Annotated in this window: 15 protein-coding genes and 2 riboswitches; of the genes, 14 read left to right on the top strand and 1 reads right to left on the bottom strand. The window is 28.4% G+C overall.

What is annotated here, in order from left to right; translation table 11 throughout:
• Window positions 1-27: 27 nt before the first annotated feature.
• The 8 genes from ilvB to HCG76_RS06650 all read left to right on the top strand — a co-directional run bounded on the left by ilvB (window position 28) and on the right by HCG76_RS06650 (window position 8,834).
• On the top strand, window positions 28-1,710 hold the full coding sequence (gene ilvB / locus HCG76_RS06685) for a biosynthetic-type acetolactate synthase large subunit (protein WP_221699509.1): 1,683 nt from the start codon (window positions 28-30) through the stop codon (window positions 1,708-1,710).
• Window positions 1,711-1,785: 75 nt separating this feature from the next.
• A complete protein-coding gene (ilvC, locus tag HCG76_RS06680; RefSeq protein WP_221699510.1) occupies window positions 1,786-2,790 on the top strand; it encodes a ketol-acid reductoisomerase in 1,005 nt (334 codons plus the stop codon).
• A gap of 153 nt (window positions 2,791-2,943) precedes the next feature.
• Complete coding sequence (locus HCG76_RS06675; protein WP_221699511.1) at window positions 2,944-3,867, top strand: CPBP family intramembrane glutamic endopeptidase; 924 nt, start codon at window positions 2,944-2,946, stop codon at window positions 3,865-3,867.
• A 204-nt stretch (window positions 3,868-4,071) separates the two neighbouring features.
• Window positions 4,072-4,173: riboswitch (purine riboswitch) on the top strand.
• 122 nt (window positions 4,174-4,295) lie between these two features.
• Window positions 4,296-5,603: an NCS2 family permease gene (locus tag HCG76_RS06670; RefSeq protein WP_260458053.1), complete on the top strand. Its 1,308-nt coding sequence runs from the start codon at window positions 4,296-4,298 to the stop codon at window positions 5,601-5,603.
• A gap of 498 nt (window positions 5,604-6,101) precedes the next feature.
• Window positions 6,102-7,763 (top strand): glutamate--tRNA ligase, encoded by a 1,662-nt coding sequence (gene gltX, locus HCG76_RS06665; RefSeq protein ID WP_221699512.1) that lies wholly within the window; start codon window positions 6,102-6,104, stop codon window positions 7,761-7,763.
• Between the two features lie 111 nt (window positions 7,764-7,874).
• Entirely contained in the window at window positions 7,875-8,117 is a 243-nt protein-coding gene (locus tag HCG76_RS06660; protein WP_221699513.1) for a hypothetical protein, read from the top strand.
• 269 nt (window positions 8,118-8,386) lie between these two features.
• Window positions 8,387-8,563: a hypothetical protein gene (locus HCG76_RS06655; RefSeq protein ID WP_221699514.1), complete on the top strand. Its 177-nt coding sequence runs from the start codon at window positions 8,387-8,389 to the stop codon at window positions 8,561-8,563.
• A gap of 85 nt (window positions 8,564-8,648) precedes the next feature.
• Window positions 8,649-8,834 carry a hypothetical protein gene (locus HCG76_RS06650; protein ID WP_221699515.1) on the top strand — a complete coding sequence of 62 codons (186 nt, stop codon included), beginning with the start codon at window positions 8,649-8,651 and terminating at the stop codon, window positions 8,832-8,834.
• A 110-nt stretch (window positions 8,835-8,944) separates the two neighbouring features.
• On the opposite strand, the gene HCG76_RS06645 is transcribed toward HCG76_RS06650, so the two are convergent.
• Complete coding sequence (locus HCG76_RS06645; protein WP_221699516.1) at window positions 8,945-10,606, bottom strand: glutamine--tRNA ligase/YqeY domain fusion protein; 1,662 nt, start codon at window positions 10,604-10,606, stop codon at window positions 8,945-8,947.
• A gap of 306 nt (window positions 10,607-10,912) precedes the next feature.
• Between HCG76_RS06645 and HCG76_RS06640 the strand changes: the two genes are divergently transcribed.
• The 6 genes from HCG76_RS06640 (at window position 10,913) to HCG76_RS06615 (ending at window position 17,623) form a co-directional block, all read left to right on the top strand.
• Window positions 10,913-11,233 (top strand): DUF1540 domain-containing protein, encoded by a 321-nt coding sequence (locus tag HCG76_RS06640; RefSeq protein ID WP_221699517.1) that lies wholly within the window; start codon window positions 10,913-10,915, stop codon window positions 11,231-11,233.
• A gap of 105 nt (window positions 11,234-11,338) precedes the next feature.
• The gene (locus tag HCG76_RS06635; RefSeq protein WP_221699518.1) at window positions 11,339-12,220 is read left to right on the top strand and encodes a CPBP family intramembrane glutamic endopeptidase; all 882 of its coding nucleotides are present in this window, start codon (window positions 11,339-11,341) and stop codon (window positions 12,218-12,220) included.
• A 92-nt stretch (window positions 12,221-12,312) separates the two neighbouring features.
• A complete protein-coding gene (locus tag HCG76_RS06630) occupies window positions 12,313-13,332 on the top strand; it encodes a homoserine dehydrogenase (protein WP_221699519.1) in 1,020 nt (339 codons plus the stop codon).
• Between the two features lie 172 nt (window positions 13,333-13,504).
• Window positions 13,505-15,208: an ABC transporter ATP-binding protein gene (locus HCG76_RS06625; protein ID WP_221699520.1), complete on the top strand. Its 1,704-nt coding sequence runs from the start codon at window positions 13,505-13,507 to the stop codon at window positions 15,206-15,208.
• 44 nt (window positions 15,209-15,252) lie between these two features.
• Window positions 15,253-15,825, top strand: a complete 573-nt coding sequence (locus HCG76_RS06620) for a 5-formyltetrahydrofolate cyclo-ligase (RefSeq protein WP_221699521.1) — start codon at window positions 15,253-15,255, stop codon at window positions 15,823-15,825.
• 64 nt (window positions 15,826-15,889) lie between these two features.
• Window positions 15,890-16,110: riboswitch (SAM riboswitch) on the top strand.
• 235 nt (window positions 16,111-16,345) lie between these two features.
• Window positions 16,346-17,623 carry an O-acetylhomoserine aminocarboxypropyltransferase/cysteine synthase family protein gene (locus tag HCG76_RS06615; RefSeq protein WP_221699522.1) on the top strand — a complete coding sequence of 426 codons (1,278 nt, stop codon included), beginning with the start codon at window positions 16,346-16,348 and terminating at the stop codon, window positions 17,621-17,623.
• Window positions 17,624-17,638 lie beyond the last annotated feature (15 nt).

Genomic DNA, 17,638 nt, shown 5'->3' with positions numbered 1-17,638 from the left:
AACTAACTGAATAAAGGGGGGCTTTTAATGTTATTAACAGGGGCAGAAATTCTTGTTAAGTCTTTACTAGACGAGGGTGTTGACACTATTTTTGGATACCCTGGAGGATCTGTATTAAATATTTATGATTATTTATATAAATATAAAGATAAAATAAAACATTATTTATCCTGTCATGAGCAAAGTGCAGCACATGCTGCAGATGGATATGCAAGATCAACTGGAAGAGTTGGTGTTTGCATAGCTACATCAGGACCCGGTGCAACAAATCTTGTTACAGGAATAGCAACAGCATATATGGATTCAGTTCCATTAATTGCTATAACGGGTAATGTTCCAAAGGATTTGCTTGGAAAGGATAGCTTTCAAGAGGTTGATATAACAGGTATAACAATGCCAATAACAAAGCATAATTTCATAGTTAAGGATATTAATAATTTACAAGAGACAATTAGAAAAGCATTTTTTATTGCAAGAGAAGGAAGACCGGGACCTGTTTTAATTGATATACCAAAAGATATAACAGTTAATAAAACTGAGTATAAGGATTTAAAACCATTGGAAGTTAATCCTAAAACTAAACATATAACAGAAAGTGCTTTAAATGAAGTTGCAAAATATATAAATGAATCATCAAAACCTCTTATTTATGCAGGAGGAGGAGTTATTAATTCTGATTCTACAGAAGAGTTAATAAATTTTGCTGAAAAATTAAATGCACCAGTGGCAACAACATTAATGTGTAGAGGAGCAATTCCATCTGAGCATAGATTAAATACAGGTATGATAGGTATGCATGGAAGTAATGCATCTAATATTTTAGCGACAAAATGTGATTTGATAATTGCTTTAGGTGCAAGGTTTAGTGACAGAGTAATAAGTGATAGAGAGTTTATTAATAATGCTAAGGTGATACAAATAGATGTTGATCCTGCTGAAGTAAATAAAAATGTAAAAGTTGATTCATTTATTATTGGAGACATAAAAGTTGCATTACAAAAGCTAATACCTTTATTAAATGAAAAGAAAAATAAAGAATGGTTAAATACTGTAGAAGAATTAAAACTGTTAGCAGTAACGAAGAATAATAGTGATGATGGAGAAGAATTAACACCAAGATTTTTATTTGAAAAGCTTAGTGATATGGATAAAGGAGATTTTATTATAACAACAGAAGTTGGACAACATCAAATGTGGACAGCTCAGTATTTCAATTTTAAAACTCCTAGAACTTTAATATCATCAGGGGGACTTGGAACAATGGGGTTTGGTTTAGGTGCTTCAATAGGGGTTAAAGTTGCTAATCCAGATAAAACTGTATTTAATATTGCTGGAGATGGTAGCTTTGGTATGAATTGCAATGAGTTTGCTACTGCAGTTAAATATAATATTCCTATTAAAGTTATTGTAATGAATAATAATGCCTTAGGAATGGTTAGACAATGGCAGAGCTTATTTTATGAAGCCAGATATTCACAAACAACTTTAGATAGGGCAACTGATTTTGTAAAATTAGCAGAGGCCTTTGGTGGTGTTGGATTTAGAGTTGAAAAAAGGGAAGAATTAGACGATGTATTAAAAGAGGCTTTAGCAGTTAATAAGCCTGTAATAATTGATTATAGAATAGATAGTGATAAGAAGGTATTTCCTATGGTTGCTCCAGGGGCTCCAATTCATCAAATAATAAATGAAGAAGACTTAAAATGTTAGTCTAAATTTCTATCATAAGCATAATGGTAGCAATTTTTAATAAATAAAAATAATAAATAAATCGGGGGTATAAAGATGGCAAAAATGTTTTATGAAAAGGACACAAATTTAGATTTATTAAAAGGAAAAAGAGTTGCAGTAATTGGTTATGGTAGCCAAGGACATGCACATGCATTAAATCTTCATGAAAGTGGAATAGATGTAGTAGTAGGATTATATGAAGGAAGCAAATCAGCTGATAGAGCTAGAGAAGCAGGTTTAGAAGTTGCTACTGTTGCTGAAGCTACAAAAATGGCTGATGTTGTTATGGTATTACTACCAGATGAAAAAGCAGCTAAGGTTTATAAAGATGAAATAGCTGCAAATTTAGAGGAAGGAAATGCTTTAGCATTTGCTCATGGATTCAATATTCATTATGGACAAATAGTTCCTCCTTCAAATATTGATGTATTTATGGTTGCTCCAAAGGGGCCTGGACATATGGTAAGAAGAACTTATACTGAAGGATCAGGAGTTCCTTGTTTAATAGCAGTACAACAAGACTATACAGGAAATGCAAAAGATTTAGCTTTAGCTTATTCAAATGGAATTGGTGGAGCAAGAGCTGGTGTGTTAGAAACTACATTCAAAGATGAAACTGAAACAGACTTATTTGGAGAACAAGCAGTTCTTTGTGGTGGTTGTACAGCACTTATTAAGGCTGGATTTGAGACTTTAGTTGAAGCAGGATATGCTCCAGAAAATGCTTACTTTGAATGTTTACATGAAATGAAGCTTATAGTTGATTTAATGTATCAAGGTGGTATGGCTGCTATGAGATATTCAATTTCTGATACTGCTGAATATGGTGACTACATGATTGGTAACAGAATTGTTACTGATGAAACTAAGAAGGAAATGAAGAAAGTATTAACTGAAATTCAAGATGGTACTTTCGCTAGAAATTGGTTAATGGAAAACCAAGTTGGTAGACCACAATTTAATGCAGTAAGAAGAATGGAAGCAGAACATCCAATTGAAAAAGTTGGTAAAGAATTAAGAGAAATGATGTCTTGGATTGATACTAAGAAATTAGATTAATTAAGTATATAATAAAGGAATCACATTTTAATAAGGAATGTGATTCTTTTGTATTATATTACAAAAATGGTTAAAAATGTTTATAAAGTAATACATAAATGATAAAATGAAGAATATATAATTAGGAATATAAAATATAAAGGAGAGGGATATATGGAATTACAAACTAAGGTAAATCATAAAAAGGTATTTAGCAAAATAGGACTTGCTGTTTTTACATCAATGTTATTAGTTAATATTATACAAGGAGTATTCTTTGGAATTATTGGGGTAGTTAATCAAGAGTTATTAACGGCTCCTTGGATAAGTTATGTAGGAATTGCAATAAGTTTTTATTTAATTGGATTTCCTGTATTTTATTTTATGGTTAAAAAATTGCCAGAAGTTGAAAAAAGAGAAAGTAATACATTAGGAATTGCTAAAATTATAAAATTATTTTTAATGTCGTACAGTGTGGTATATATAGTTAATCTTTTAACTAATCTTATTATGATGTTAATAGCAGTAATTAAAGGTAGTGAAATAGTAAATCCTTTAGTAGGTGTTCTTGAGGGAAGCAATTGGTTTTGGTCATTAATTTTTGTAGGAATATTGTCACCTATAATTGAAGAAATAATGTTTAGAGGAGTAATGCTTAATAAGCTAAGAGGATATGGAGATAAAATTGCAATAATAACAACTGCAGTTTTATTTGGATTCTTTCATGCAAACTTTTCACAGTTTTTCTACGCAGTAGCATTAGGAATAATATTTGCCTATGTAACATTAAAAACAGGAACAATAAAATATCCAATAATACTTCATATAGTTGTAAATATTATGGGAAGTGTTATTTTACCAGCTTTAATTGGAGATAGTTCTAATATAGTTGTTTTAGGAGCTGTTACAATTGTACTATTGATTATAGTAATTATAGGATTAGTATTATTAATAAAAAATAGAAAAAGTGTAGCATTATTAGATGGTGAAATTAAACTAGAAAAAGGAACTGTATTTAATATAGTTTGGATCAATTTAGGAATGATATTATATGTAGCTATTTGTTTGTTTTCTATGATATCTATATTATTTATGTAAATTAAACTTAAATATCTAATTTAATTATAAAAGTATAAAAAATATTAATATAAGCATTTAAAAAAGAATGTATTTTACCAAAATAAAATACATTCTTTTTCTAAAAAACACGAACATTATATAGAAAGCGGCAAAGCAAATCATGGAATTTGGGGGAAATGTATGGACAAAACACGAACTTTATATTATATTATTCTTATAATTATACAAAGTAATCGTGTTTATCGTATAAAGTTGGAAATAAGGTCCAACAGTTTCTACCAAATCACCATAAATGATTTGACTACGATATGTTTTATATAATAAGTCTTATTTATATATTAAACATATAAGAATAATAAAAAATGAACTAATTTACATATCAAAATTTATACTCAACATGCGATAAATATTGCGATTACATAAAAAGTGCATGGAGGAGTAAGCAAATGACAAGTTTAATATCTAAATATTTTAATTTTCAAGAAAAAAATACGAATTTAAAAACAGAAACAATAGCAGGAATAACAACATTTTTAACAATGGCATATGCATTATTTTTAATTCCTAGCGTTTTAGCTGATGCTGGAATGCCAGAAAAAAGTGTGTTTGTTGCAACAGCTGTAGCAGCAGCAGTTGGAACATTAATAATGGGTATATTCGCAAAATTTCCAATGGGACTAGCTCCTGGAGTTGGATTAAATGCTTTCTTTACATATAGTGTTTGTATAGGAATGAATATTCCATGGCAAACAGCATTATCAGGTGTACTTGCATCTGGAATTATATTTTTAATAGTATCAGCAACAGGTTTAAGAGAATTGGTTATTAAAGCAATACCAACAAACTTAAAGTTTGCTGTAAGTGCAGGAATTGGATTATTTATAGCTTTTATTGGATTAAAAAATGCAGGAATAGTTGTAGCAAATCAAGCAACTTTTGTAGGACTTGGAGATTTAACAAATCCAACAGTATTACTTTCAATATTTGGACTTATAGTAATGGCAATATTAATGGTTAGAGGTTCTAACATAGCTATATTCATAGGAATGGCAGCAACAGTAGTTGTTGGAATGGTATTTGGATTAATTGATCTTCCAACTTCAATAATATCAATGCCACCATCAATGGCACCTACATTTGGAGTTGCACTTAAAAATATAGGGAATATATTTAATCCACAAATGATATTAGTTATATTTACTTTCTTATTTATGGATTTCTTTGATACAGCTGGTACATTAGTTGCAGTTGGTTCAAAGGTTGGATTACTTAAAAAAGATGGTTCAGTTGAAGGCGGTTCAAAGGCATTACTTGCAGATTCAGTTGCAACTTGTATAGGATCAATATTTGGAACTACTAATACTACTTCTTATGTTGAGTCATTATCAGGAGTAGCAGTAGGGGCTAAAACAGGATTTTCAAGTGTAGTAGTAGGAATTTTATTCTTAGTTTCATTATTCTTCTCACCATTACTAACAGTAATAACTTCAGCAGTTACTGCACCGGCTCTTATTATAGTTGGTTCATTAATGTGTAGTGCACTAAAAGAAATTGAATGGGACAAGCCAGAAGTTTCAATATCAGCATTTTTAACTATAATATTAATGCCTTTAACTTATAGTATTGGTGAAGGAATAGCATGTGGATTCTTATCATATGTAGTTCTTATGGCCTTTAAAGGAAAAGCTAAAAAGGTTCATCCGGTTATGTACGTTTTAGCAGGGTTATTTGTAATATATTTTGCAATAAGATAGAGTTTATTATATAAATACTTTAAGCAAATTAAGGTGGTATTATCATTAGAGTTAATTACACTTTGATTTGCTTTTTTGATTTAATATTAATGATAAAAAAATAAACTTAAAGGATACTTATTTATATTATTTTAATTAGGTAAGTATTTAGTAAAACACTTTACAATAATAATTTGAATCTGTATAATTAATCTGTAATTTGTAAATAATAGTTATAATAGTTGTGTTGAAGAGGAGCAGTAAATAGATTTTTATTTTAAAGCGATTTAGGAGTGGTGTGAGCCTAAAACTTAAAACTATTGAAGGAAACCTTGGAGCAATAAAAATTAATATATAATTTGAGTGGGCTAGTTTATATTAGTCAATTTAGGTGGTAACGCGGAAATATAGTCTTTCGTCCTAATTTAATTGGGTGAAAGGCTTTTTTTATTGGAGATAAATATATGCGTCCCAGAGGCGAAATTATTTATTTACATTATATATAAAGGAGAGAAAAGTATGGCATTTGAAAAGTTAGCTGAGATAATATTCCCTAATGTTGAACATGACAGAGAATATTATATAGCAAAATATCCAAAGAGAAATTTAAAAGAAGGTGCTAGAGTAACTAGATATGCACCATCACCAACAGGGTTTCAACATATTGGTGGAGTTTTCGCTGCATTAATCAATGAAAGATTAGCAAGCCAAAGTGAAGGGATTTTCTATTTAAGAATAGAAGATACAGACCAAAAGAGAGAAGTTGAAGGAGCAATAGAAGATACAATTGCAACTATGCACAACTTTGGGATGGACTTCAGTGAAGGTATGACAGGTCAAGAAACTTCAAAAGGTGAATATGGCCCATACAGACAAAGTGAAAGAGCTGAAATTTATAGAACTTTTGCTAAGGATTTATTATTAAAAGGTTTAGCATATCCAGATTTCTGTACTCCAGAAGAATTAGCAGCTTTAAGAGAAGAGCAAATAGCTAATAAAATCACTCCAGGATACTATGGAGAATATGCTAAATACAGAAATATTACTGAAGAAGAAGCTATAGAAAGAATAAACAATGGTGAAACTTATATTTTAAGATTAAAATCACCTGGAAATATAGAAAATAGAGTAGAATTCCATGATTTAATAAAGGGAGATATATCATTCCCAGAAAATAATCAAGATGTAGTTTTAATAAAAGGTGATGGACTTCCTACATATCACTTTGCACATGCAATTGATGATTACCTAATGAGAACTACAGATGTAATAAGAGGAGAAGAATGGTTATCATCACTTCCAATACACGTTCAATTATTTGACGTATTAGGATTTGAAAGACCAAACTATGCTCATATTCCAACTATAATGAAACAAGAAGGTGGATCTAAGAGAAAGCTTTCTAAGAGAAAAGATGCTGAAGCAGCAGTTTCTTACTACAACGAAGTTGGATATCCAGTAGTATGTGTTATAGAATATTTATTAAATATAGTAAACTCAAGCTATGAAGAGTGGAGAGCAGAACATCCAACAGCTGATTATCATGAATTCCATGTTGCTTTAGAAAAAATGAGTAAGAGTGGAGCATTATTTGATTTAGTTAAGTTAAATGACGTTTCTAAGGATGTTATAGCTAGAATGTCAGCAGACAAAGTATATGAACAATATACTACATGGGCAAAGAAATATGATGAAGAAATGTATAACCTAGTAACTTCAAATGAAAAAATGGCTAGAGAAGTATTTAACATAGATAAAGAAGGTCCAAAGCCAAGAAAAGACTTTGCTAAATGGGATGAAGTTAAAGATAAGATATTCTACTTCTTTGATGAATTATTCTATAATGAAACAGCAGAAAATGTTGAATTACCAAAAACTTTATCATTAGAAAATGCTAAAGCTGTAATTGAAGAATATGCTAAGAAGTTTACTTTCAACATAGGAAGCCAAGAAAACTGGTTTGAAGAATTAAAGGTAATTGGAGCAGAACTTGGATATTGTGCAAATAGAAAAGAATACAAAGCTAATCCAGATGCGTACAAGGGAATGATTTCTGACGTTGCTGGAGCTGTTAGAGCTGCATTATCACATAGAGCAAATACTCCTGATCTTTATACTATAATGCAAATTATTGGTGAAGAAAAGGTTAGAGAAAGATTTAATAGATTTTTAGAAATATAATGAAAAAGATAAGCGAAAGCTTATCTTTTTTATTTAAAGAAATTATTGCCATGTATTATATAAGGAAAAATTCATAAAATAATACCGAAAAATATAATTGGAGGCAATATTATGAACAATATGAATAAACAAAATCAAAGTAATTCAGCTATGAATAGTAATGCTCAACAAAGCATGAATAGTAGTGCACAAAGTATGAATAGTAATGCACAACAACAACAACAAAATAGTATGCAAAGCAGCTATAATAACCAAAATGCTATACAAAATGGAATGAGTAGTGCTCAAATTGATTCTAATATTGATGCATACAAAAAAGCTCAACAAAATTCAAATCAGAATTCTATGCAATAAAATATATTTTAAATTAAAACTCCCTATTTTTATAGAGAGTTTTAATTTTGTAAAAATATTAAGATATATACTAAATTTAATTTATATTGGATAAAAAATAAATTAATTTAGATTATAGGAAAAATTGAGATTACTCTGCTAAGGAGAACAATTAATACATAGTATCAAAGGAAGAGAAATGTACAAACTATTATTGTAGTGGTGGTAGAACTAAGTTTAGACTTGGCTGTATCAGGACTAAATTCAATAGGACACTGGAGGGAAATGCAATGAATAAACATTCAGAATGTGGATGTCATAAGGACGGTAGTGGAAAATGTACTTCAAGTTGCAGTTGTGAATGTAGTGGAGCAGTAAAATCTGCAGGAAACAATCAATGGGCATCACCTGCAAGTGCAACATCAACTGTTACTGATAAATGTAAATGTGAAAATAAAGGAAAGTAATTAAAAATCATCAATGTTAATAAAAAACGATGAATTCTTACAAATAACTTCTAGTATTAAATTATTAATATAGTGCAAACTAATATTGATAAGAGTGTTAGGAGGGCAGACCAATGGGATAAATGATAATAAAAAATATTCTTATACCTATAAAATTCAAAATAATTATTTAACTCCAGAATATTGGGATGTAGATTGTGATTGTAATTTATTAAATGATTTAACTGGTGATTATGGATTCCACGAAGATAGAGGAACCATAAAAAAATAATTATATAAGTAGCGACTTGTGTGTACCTGATTATAAAATTACTGTGTATGAAACCTCAAAGACACTCACTATACCTAATTAAAATAAGAGAAAGGCAAAATGCCTTTCTCTTATTTTAATTTAAATGAAGATTTTAAAGAAACTATTCTATTAAATACTAATTTTTCAGGTGTAGTATATTTAGTATCTACATTAAAGAATCCATTTCTAACCATTTGGAATTTATCTTGAGGCTTAGCATTTTCTATAGCTGTTGGCTCAATAAATCCTTGTAAAACTTCCATAGAGTTTGGATTTATTTGTTCTAAGAAATGCTTACCTTCATTTTCAGGTGCATCATCTAAAATTAATGGTTCATATAATCTGAATTCAGCAGGTACACAGTTGTTTGCATCTACCCAGTGAATTGTTCCTTTAACTTTTCTTCCTGTAAATCCTGAACCACTCTTAGTTTCTGGATCGTAAGTACAGTGGATTTCAGTTACATTGCCATTTTCATCTTTAATTACTTCATTACATTTAACAAAGTAAGCTCCCATTAATCTAACTTCATTTCCAGGGAATAATCTAAAGTATTTTTTTACTGGAACTTCCATAAAGTCTTCTTGCTCAACATATAATTCTCTTGAGAATGGAACAAGTCTCTTACCAAAAGATTCATCCTTTGCATTATTACTAACTTCAAGCATTTCAGTTTGACCTTCTGGATAGTTGGTGATAACTAATTTTAATGGTCTTAAAACTGCCATTGCATTAGGAGCTTTTGTTTGTAAATCTTCTCTTATGAAGTAATCAAGCATTTGAGAATCTACAGTAGAGTTAGCTTTAGCAACACCTATAGCAGCACAGAAATTCTTTAAACTTTCAGGAGTACATCCTCTTCTTCTTAAGCCAGAGATAGTAGGCATTCTTGGATCATCCCATCCATCAACAATGCCTTCATCAACTAATTGCTTAAGTTTTCTCTTACTCATAACTGTATTAGTCATATTTAATCTAGCAAATTCAATTTGTCTAGGTTGAGCTTCCATTTCACATTCTTTAACAACCCAATCATATAAAGGTCTGTGATCTTCGAATTCTAAAGTACAAATAGAGTGAGTTACATTTTCTATAGCATCTTCTAATGGATGAGCAAAGTCATACATAGGATAAATGCACCACTTATCTCCTGTGTTGTGATGAGTTGCATGAGCAATTCTATAGATAATAGGATCTCTCATATTCATATTAGGAGAAGTCATATCAATTTTAGCTCTTAAAACCTTCTCACCATCTTTAAATTCACCATTTTTCATTCTTTCAAATAGATCTAAATTTTCTTCTACAGTTCTACTTCTATAAGGACTTTCTTTACCAGGTTGAGTTAAAGTTCCTCTATACTCTTTAGCTTCTTCTGGAGTTAAATCACAAACATAAGCTAATCCTTTCTTTATTAAAAGAACTGCTTTGTTATACATTGTATCAAAATAATCTGATGCAAAGTAAAGTTCATCCCAATTTCCGCCAAGCCATTTAACATCCTCTTTAATTGATTCAACATATTCAGTATCTTCCTTTACTGGATTAGTATCATCAAATCTAAGATGAGTTTTACCGTGGAATTCCTCAGCTAAACCAAAGTTTAAAAGAATTGATTTGGCATGACCTATATGAAGGTATCCATTTGGTTCTGGTGGGAAACGTGTTATTATTTCTTTGTGTTTTCCGTTTTCTAAATCATCTACTATTATATTTCTTATAAAATTAGAAGAATTAATTTCAGTTGACATATCTTACCTCTCCTATTAACGCTTAATTTAAGTTAAAAATATTTACATAAGAATTTAAAATTATTCTATAACAAATAATTATTTCCTAAACATATAACATTTATAACATATATTTTGACTATTAATAATAATTTTAATCTAATATAAGTAAAAAATAAAGTGGGTTAGAGAAAAAGTTAACTAATTACTAAATATAAAGCACTAAATATATCATTTATAAATCAGTTTAACTTTATGCAAAGTATAAAAAATGAATATTAATAAAATAATATTAGCTGAAATATTATTTTATTGGAGGATTAGAAAATGAATAATTTAATATGTAGCGTTAATACATGTACTCATAATCAGAATAACTTATGTTGTAGAGAATCTATTAGAGTTGCAGGTAAAAATACTATTACTGCCAATTTTACAAGCTGTGAAAACTTTAGAAGAAAAGAAGGAGGACTTACTAACAATACACAAATACCTCAAAATTCATTAAATATAGTATGTGAAGCTGAAAATTGTATATACAATAATAATCAAAAATGTGAAGCTAATAATATAAGTATAGAAGGTTCATATGCTTTGTCAGAAATACAAACTGAATGTGGTACTTTTGAATCAAGGATAGATAGATAAAGTTAAAAAGCTAGTTAATCTAGCTTTTTAATTTTTATAATAATGTTTACATTAAATAGGGAATAAAATAAAATAAAGGTATTAATGTAAAAGGAAAAGGATTTTATGAGTATAAATTATTTTAAGTATCTGAATAAAGAGAGAATCGAAGTAAAAGCAATTAATTTTTGGCAAGCATTAGGTTTATCATTTTTATTTGATATAGTAGTTATGTTTTTAAATACTCCAACAGATGCATTCTATATGGTATTAAGCAATTTTGGAATTAATACTTATAGTGATTTTTGGTATACTATATCAACTTTATTATCTTGTATTTATCAATTTGGAGCTATTTTAGTGATTATTGTATTTATAAATAACAAATTTGTTTTACAAAATGAAATTACTAATAATTTTAAAATAAGAAAATTAGATTACTTAATTGGATCATTGCTAATTGTTTCATATATATTAATAACGTATGGATGGTTCGATTATATATTATTTTCAATTCCTACTGGGGAAATGTTTGAGTCAGCAATGGAATATTTTGATTCATTACCAATGTCAATTCTTTTAATAGAAAGTTGTGTAATAGCACCTATTTTTGAGGAGACATTATATAGAGGGATATTATTAAAAGGATTAATAAATAAATATAATAGTAAAAAAGCTATTGTTTATTCAGCCTTAATCTTTGGAATAGTACATTTAAATATGCCTCAAGGTATTAATGCATTTTTGTTAGGTTTAATAATAGGAACTGTATTTTATTATACTAGATCAATTTATATATGTATGATAATGCATTTTGCTAATAATCTTTTAGTTAATTTTGTTTATTATCCAACAACTGAAATATGGACAAACATATTATTTATTTCGCTTCCATTGATAGGAATAATAATGATGATTACTTGTTTTAGGATTTTTAACCTTAAGGAAAGATGCAAACAAGCTAAGAGATATATTTTAAATAGTGATATAAATGGATATAATCAATAGAAATTGGTATAATTATATATAATGTTAAGTTTAAGTAACGAGCATTTACCTTAAGGGGTAAGTGCTTTTATTATAAAATTTTGGGGTGAATTATGAATATAGGATTAATAGGATTTGGTGGAGTAGGACAAGCATTAATAAAACTATTTACAGATAAAAAAGATTATATTTTAGAAAAGTATCATTTAGATATAAAAATAAAATACATATTAAAAAGTGATGGTGGATTATACGATAAAAAAGGAATTAATTTAGATGAAGTAATTGAGTTTATTGAAAATAATAGAAATATTAAAGAGCATTTATCATGGAAGTCCGATTTAAACATTAAAGATATTATTAACAATAATGATATAGATACTTTAATAGAATTAACATCAACAAATATAGAAACAGGAGAACCAGGATTAACTCATATAAAAAGAGCTTTAGAAAATAAAATGAATGTAGTTACAGGAAATAAAGGACCTATCATATTAAAGTATAATGAATTAAAAGAAATTGCTCATAAAAATTCAGTAGAGCTTAAAGTTGGTTGCACGACAGGCGGAGCATTACCTTCAATTAATGGAGGAATATATGATATTGCAGGAAGTGAAATTCAATCTATTGAAGGTATACTAAATGGAACAACAAATTATATATTAAGTAAAATGATAAATGATGATATTACTTATGAAGAAGCTTTAAAGGATGCACAGGAGTGTGGAATTGCAGAGGCAAATCCAAGCTTAGATGTATTAGGATATGATACTGCGTGTAAGGTAATAATATTATCTAACGTGCTTAAGGGAACTGATATAAATTTAAATGATATAGAAATTGAAGGAATTGCAGAAGTAAAACTAGAGTATTTAAGAGAGCTTAAAAAGAAAAATAAAAAGCTTAAATTAATTGGGAAAGTTGATAGTTTAGATGATGAAATAAATGCTTATGTAAAGTTAATTGAAATTGATGAAAATCATCCTCTTTATTTTGTTGATTATAAGAATAAGGGGATTTATTTTAAAACGGATACATTAGGTGATGTAAGCATCATTGGAGGAGCTTCTGGCACAAGAAATGCAGCTGCATCAATATTAAGAGATATAGTATTAATTAAAAGTTTATAATTAAATGCAGTAAACTTTTTTGTAGTTCTATTTTCATCTTAATAAAGAATATTGACCTCTTATAATCTTATATTAACCTTTTACAGTAATTGGGTTTATAAAAAAATCTAAGCTGATATAATGGCAATATAAGAAAAAAATATTTAATTATATGATAAGGGGTAGAAAATTTATGAGAGAGTATATTTTAAAGTATAAGGGATGGCTTGCAACAACAGTGCTTTTTAGAACTTTCGGAGCAGTTATGCAGGTACTAATTGCACTTTTAATTCAGCAGATAGTAGATAGTGCTATGAATAAGGATGTAAGTGGGTTTATTAATATATTAATATTTTCAGTTATATTTTTTATTGTTGAAGGTATAAATGATTATTTGAATAAAACAACTCAATTTATTTATATTAAGAAAACTTTAACTGATTTTAAAGAGGATATTTTTAGAGGAATATTAAGAAAAAATTATAAAGATTTTAATAGTGAAAATACAGCAGAATATATATCACAATTAACTAATGATATTAATATGGTGGAAACTAAATATTTAGTTCCATATCTTGAGATGATTGGAGATATAGTAATTTTTGTTGGTACTACAGCACTTCTTTTATGGATTAATCCATGGATAACATTAGTTGTATGCGCTACTTCAGCATTATTATTTTTAGTTCCAGCAATATTAGGAGCACCAACGGCTAAAAGGCAAGATAATGTTAGTAAGCAAAATAGTATATTTACTACTAGAATTAAGGATATATTTTCAGGTTATGAGGTAATTAAATCATATAATATTGTTGATAATATGACAGAAGAGTTTCTAGATGCAAATAGCACAGTAGAAAACTTAAAGTTTAAATCTAATCATATACAAGGAATATCACAAGCTTTATCAATGTTTTTAGGAATAATGTCTCAAGTTTCAACTATAGCTTTAGGTGGATATTTTTTAATTAAAGGACAATTAACAGTAGGTACCTTATTTGCTGTAGTTCAATTAGCTAATGGAATTTGCTGGCCAATAACTTGGATAGTAAGTAAAGTTACTTTAGTAAAAGGAATGAAAGATGTAAATACAAAACTTTTAGATATAATTAATGAATATAAAGATAGTAAAGATAATATAAAACTTGAAAGCTTTAATAAAGATATTGAATTAAAAGATATTACTTTTGCTTATAATGAAGATAGAAATGTATTAGATGGATTGTCTGTAAAGTTCGAAAAAGATAAAAAATATGTCATTGTTGGGCGTAGTGGTAGTGGTAAATCAACTTTACTAAAATTATTATTAGGTTATTATGAAGATTTTAAGGGTGAAATAGCTTTTGATGGTTACGAGTATAATAATTTAGATAAAAATTCAATTAATAATCAGATGTCTATTATTCATCAAAATGTATATATGTTTGATAAAACCTTAAAAGAAAACATTATTCTAGGAAAAGATTTTAGTGAAGATGATTTAGAAAAAGCTATAGAAAATAGCGGTGTTAGTGAGTTTCTAGAGATTTTACCTAAAGGAATGAATTCTGAAATAGGTGAAAATGGTAATAATTTATCAGGTGGTCAAAAACAAAGAGTAGCTATAGCAAGATCATTAATCCAAAATACACCAATACTTTTACTTGATGAAGGTACGTCAGCGCTTGACAGTAAAACAGCTTTTGAGATTGAAGATACATTATTAAAAATAGATAATTTAACAGTAATTACTGTAACTCATAAGTTAATAGATAGTGTTTTAAATAGATATGATGAGATTATAGTTATGGATGAAGGGAATATTGTTGAGACAGGGACGTTTGATGAACTTATAGATAAGAAAGGGAAATTTTATAGTTTATATACTTTAGAAGGAGAAAAAGAAATAGCCAGTTAGATTTTAAATTTCAAATAATATGCTATATTTAAGGGGAATTAACTATGGAAAAGATTAAGATCAGAGAAGAAGTAATAAAAAAGAGAAATTACTTATCTTTAGAAGTAAAAAAAAACTATGATGAATTAATATTTAAACAGTTAATAAATAGCGATATTTATAATAAGGCAAAGAAAATATTTACTTATGTAAGTTTTGGATCTGAAGTAGATACTAAAAAGTTTATAAAATATGCTTTAAATGATAATAAGGAAATTTATGTTCCAAAAACTGATAAAGTTAATAAAGAAATGGTAGCAATAAATATTAACAGTTTAAATAACATGAGTGTGGATAACTGGGGTATACTTGAACCTAAAAGTGTGGAAAAAAATAAAATAGGTAGAGAGTTTGATTTAATAATAATGCCTGGTGTAGCATTTGATAGATTTGGTAATAGGATAGGTTATGGTGGAGGTTATTATGATAAATATGTTTCACAAATTAAGGACATAAGTAATAGAATATCATTAGCATATGATTTTCAATTAGTGAAAAGTATTGAAAGTGAAAGTCATGATATTAAAGTTAATGGAATAATAACTAATGATGAATTTATAATGATTAATAAAAAATAAAAAATAAAATACTTGAAAAAATATTCCAAATGTGTATAATAAAGATAACAATTAAATAAAAAATCTTTTATTAAGAACGGTGGAGGGACTGGCCCTGAGAAACCTAGCAACCTGTTGATAGTTACAAGTTAACAGTTAGAAGTTAGTAGTTAGTATAAAAATTATTTTAATTTTTATATTTTAGAAATTCGGTAGAATTTGATCAATAACTAGTAATCAATAACTAAAACTAAAAATTATTAATGCTGGTGCTAAATCCTGCAGGTTTAACCTGAGAAATGAGAGTATATATTAATAAATAAGCTTATTTAGCTATTTCTCATTATCTATAAAGGATAATAAGAAATAGCTTTTTTTGTACACAAAATTAAAACATTTAGAATAAAGGCTAATATTTTTTCCATTATAAATTAATAAAAGAGCAATAAGTATTAAAAATAAAATTTAAAGGACAGTAGGAGTAAGTTTTAAGTTAACTAAAAACTGCTAACTCCTAGCTATTAAAAAGGGGGATTTATTTATGGCAATTAATTTAGGTAAAGGAACAGTAGGAATTCATGGAGGATATCAACCAAAATCAGGGGATCCAAGGGTTTTACCAATTTATCAAAGTGCAACTTATAAGTATGATGATCCAGATACATTAGCAGCTTTATTTGATTTAAAGGCTGAAGGTCATTTATATAGCAGAATTTCTAATCCAACAGTTGGGGCGTTGGAAGAGAAATATGCAAAGCTAGAAGGTGGAGTTGGAGCTGTAGCAACTGCTTCGGGACAATCAGCAATTTTATATGCAATTTTAAATGTTTGTAAAGAAGGAGATCATGTAATTTCAGTATCATCTTTATATGGTGGAACAGTTAATTTATTTACCGTACATCTTAAAAATTTAGGAATAGAAGTTACTTTTGTAGATCCAGATGCATCAGAAGAAGAAATTTTATCTAAAGCTAAAGAAAATACTAAGGTTGTTTATGGAGAAACAATAGGTAACCCGGGTTTAAATGTTTTAGATTTTAATAAGTTTTCATCAGTGGCTAAAAAGCTTCGAGTACCATTTATAGTCGATAATACGGTTGCTACACCATATCATTGCAATCCATTTGAGCATGGAGTTAATGTTGTTGTACATTCAACAACAAAATACTCAGAGGGGCATGCTCAGACTATTGGTGGAATAGTTGTAGATGGAGGAAACTTTGATTGGACAAATGGTAAATTTGATGATTTAGTTTTACCAGATCCAAGTTACCATGGAGTAAAGTATGTTGAAACATTTGGTGATGCTGCATATATAGTTAAGTTAAGAGTAACATTACTTAGGGATTTAGGAGCATGCATGAGTCCATTTAATGCATACTTAACTAATTTAGGATTAGAAACTTTACATTTAAGAATGGAGAGACACTCTAAAAATGCTTTAGAAATTGCACAGTGGTTAACAACACAAGAAAAGGTATCATGGGTTAATTATCCATTGCTTGAAGGAAGTAAATCTTATGACTTAGCTAAAAAATATCTTAAAAATGGAGCAAGTGGACTTTTAACATTTGGAGTTAAGGGTGGAATTGAAGAAGCTAAAAAGTTTAGTAGGGCATTAAATTTAATAGCCTTAGCTGTAACTTTAGGAGATGCAAGGAGTTGTCTTTTACATCCAGCTACTACTACTCATAGTCAATTAGGAGAGGATGAACAAAGGGCAAGTGGAGTTACTCCTGATATGCTTAGACTTTCCGTTGGAATAGAGGATACAAAAGATTTAATTAACGACATTAATCATGCATTAAAAGCAATATAATAATTGAGTGGAGGA

The organism is Clostridium sp. K13 (assembly GCF_019734195.1).
Taxonomy (GTDB): Bacteria; Bacillota; Clostridia; order Clostridiales; family Clostridiaceae; genus Clostridium.
Note: the sequence above shows the minus strand (reverse complement) of the source record. Positions and strands in the feature narration are given on the sequence as shown.

Coding starts and splice junctions, on each gene's coding strand:
- HCG76_RS06615 (WP_221699522.1), top strand. CDS start 16,346: ATGGCAATTAATTTAGGTAAAGGAACAGTAGGAATTCATGGAGGATAT.
- gltX (WP_221699512.1), top strand. CDS start 6,102: ATGGCATTTGAAAAGTTAGCTGAGATAATATTCCCTAATGTTGAACAT.
- HCG76_RS06655 (WP_221699514.1), top strand. CDS start 8,387: ATGAATAAACATTCAGAATGTGGATGTCATAAGGACGGTAGTGGAAAA.
- ilvB (WP_221699509.1), top strand. CDS start 28: ATGTTATTAACAGGGGCAGAAATTCTTGTTAAGTCTTTACTAGACGAG.
- HCG76_RS06635 (WP_221699518.1), top strand. CDS start 11,339: ATGAGTATAAATTATTTTAAGTATCTGAATAAAGAGAGAATCGAAGTA.
- ilvC (WP_221699510.1), top strand. CDS start 1,786: ATGGCAAAAATGTTTTATGAAAAGGACACAAATTTAGATTTATTAAAA.
- HCG76_RS06630 (WP_221699519.1), top strand. CDS start 12,313: ATGAATATAGGATTAATAGGATTTGGTGGAGTAGGACAAGCATTAATA.
- HCG76_RS06660 (WP_221699513.1), top strand. CDS start 7,875: ATGAACAATATGAATAAACAAAATCAAAGTAATTCAGCTATGAATAGT.
- HCG76_RS06625 (WP_221699520.1), top strand. CDS start 13,505: ATGAGAGAGTATATTTTAAAGTATAAGGGATGGCTTGCAACAACAGTG.
- HCG76_RS06620 (WP_221699521.1), top strand. CDS start 15,253: ATGGAAAAGATTAAGATCAGAGAAGAAGTAATAAAAAAGAGAAATTAC.
- HCG76_RS06640 (WP_221699517.1), top strand. CDS start 10,913: ATGAATAATTTAATATGTAGCGTTAATACATGTACTCATAATCAGAAT.
- HCG76_RS06670 (WP_260458053.1), top strand. CDS start 4,296: ATGACAAGTTTAATATCTAAATATTTTAATTTTCAAGAAAAAAATACG.
- HCG76_RS06675 (WP_221699511.1), top strand. CDS start 2,944: ATGGAATTACAAACTAAGGTAAATCATAAAAAGGTATTTAGCAAAATA.
- HCG76_RS06645 (WP_221699516.1), bottom strand. CDS start 10,606: ATGTCAACTGAAATTAATTCTTCTAATTTTATAAGAAATATAATAGTA.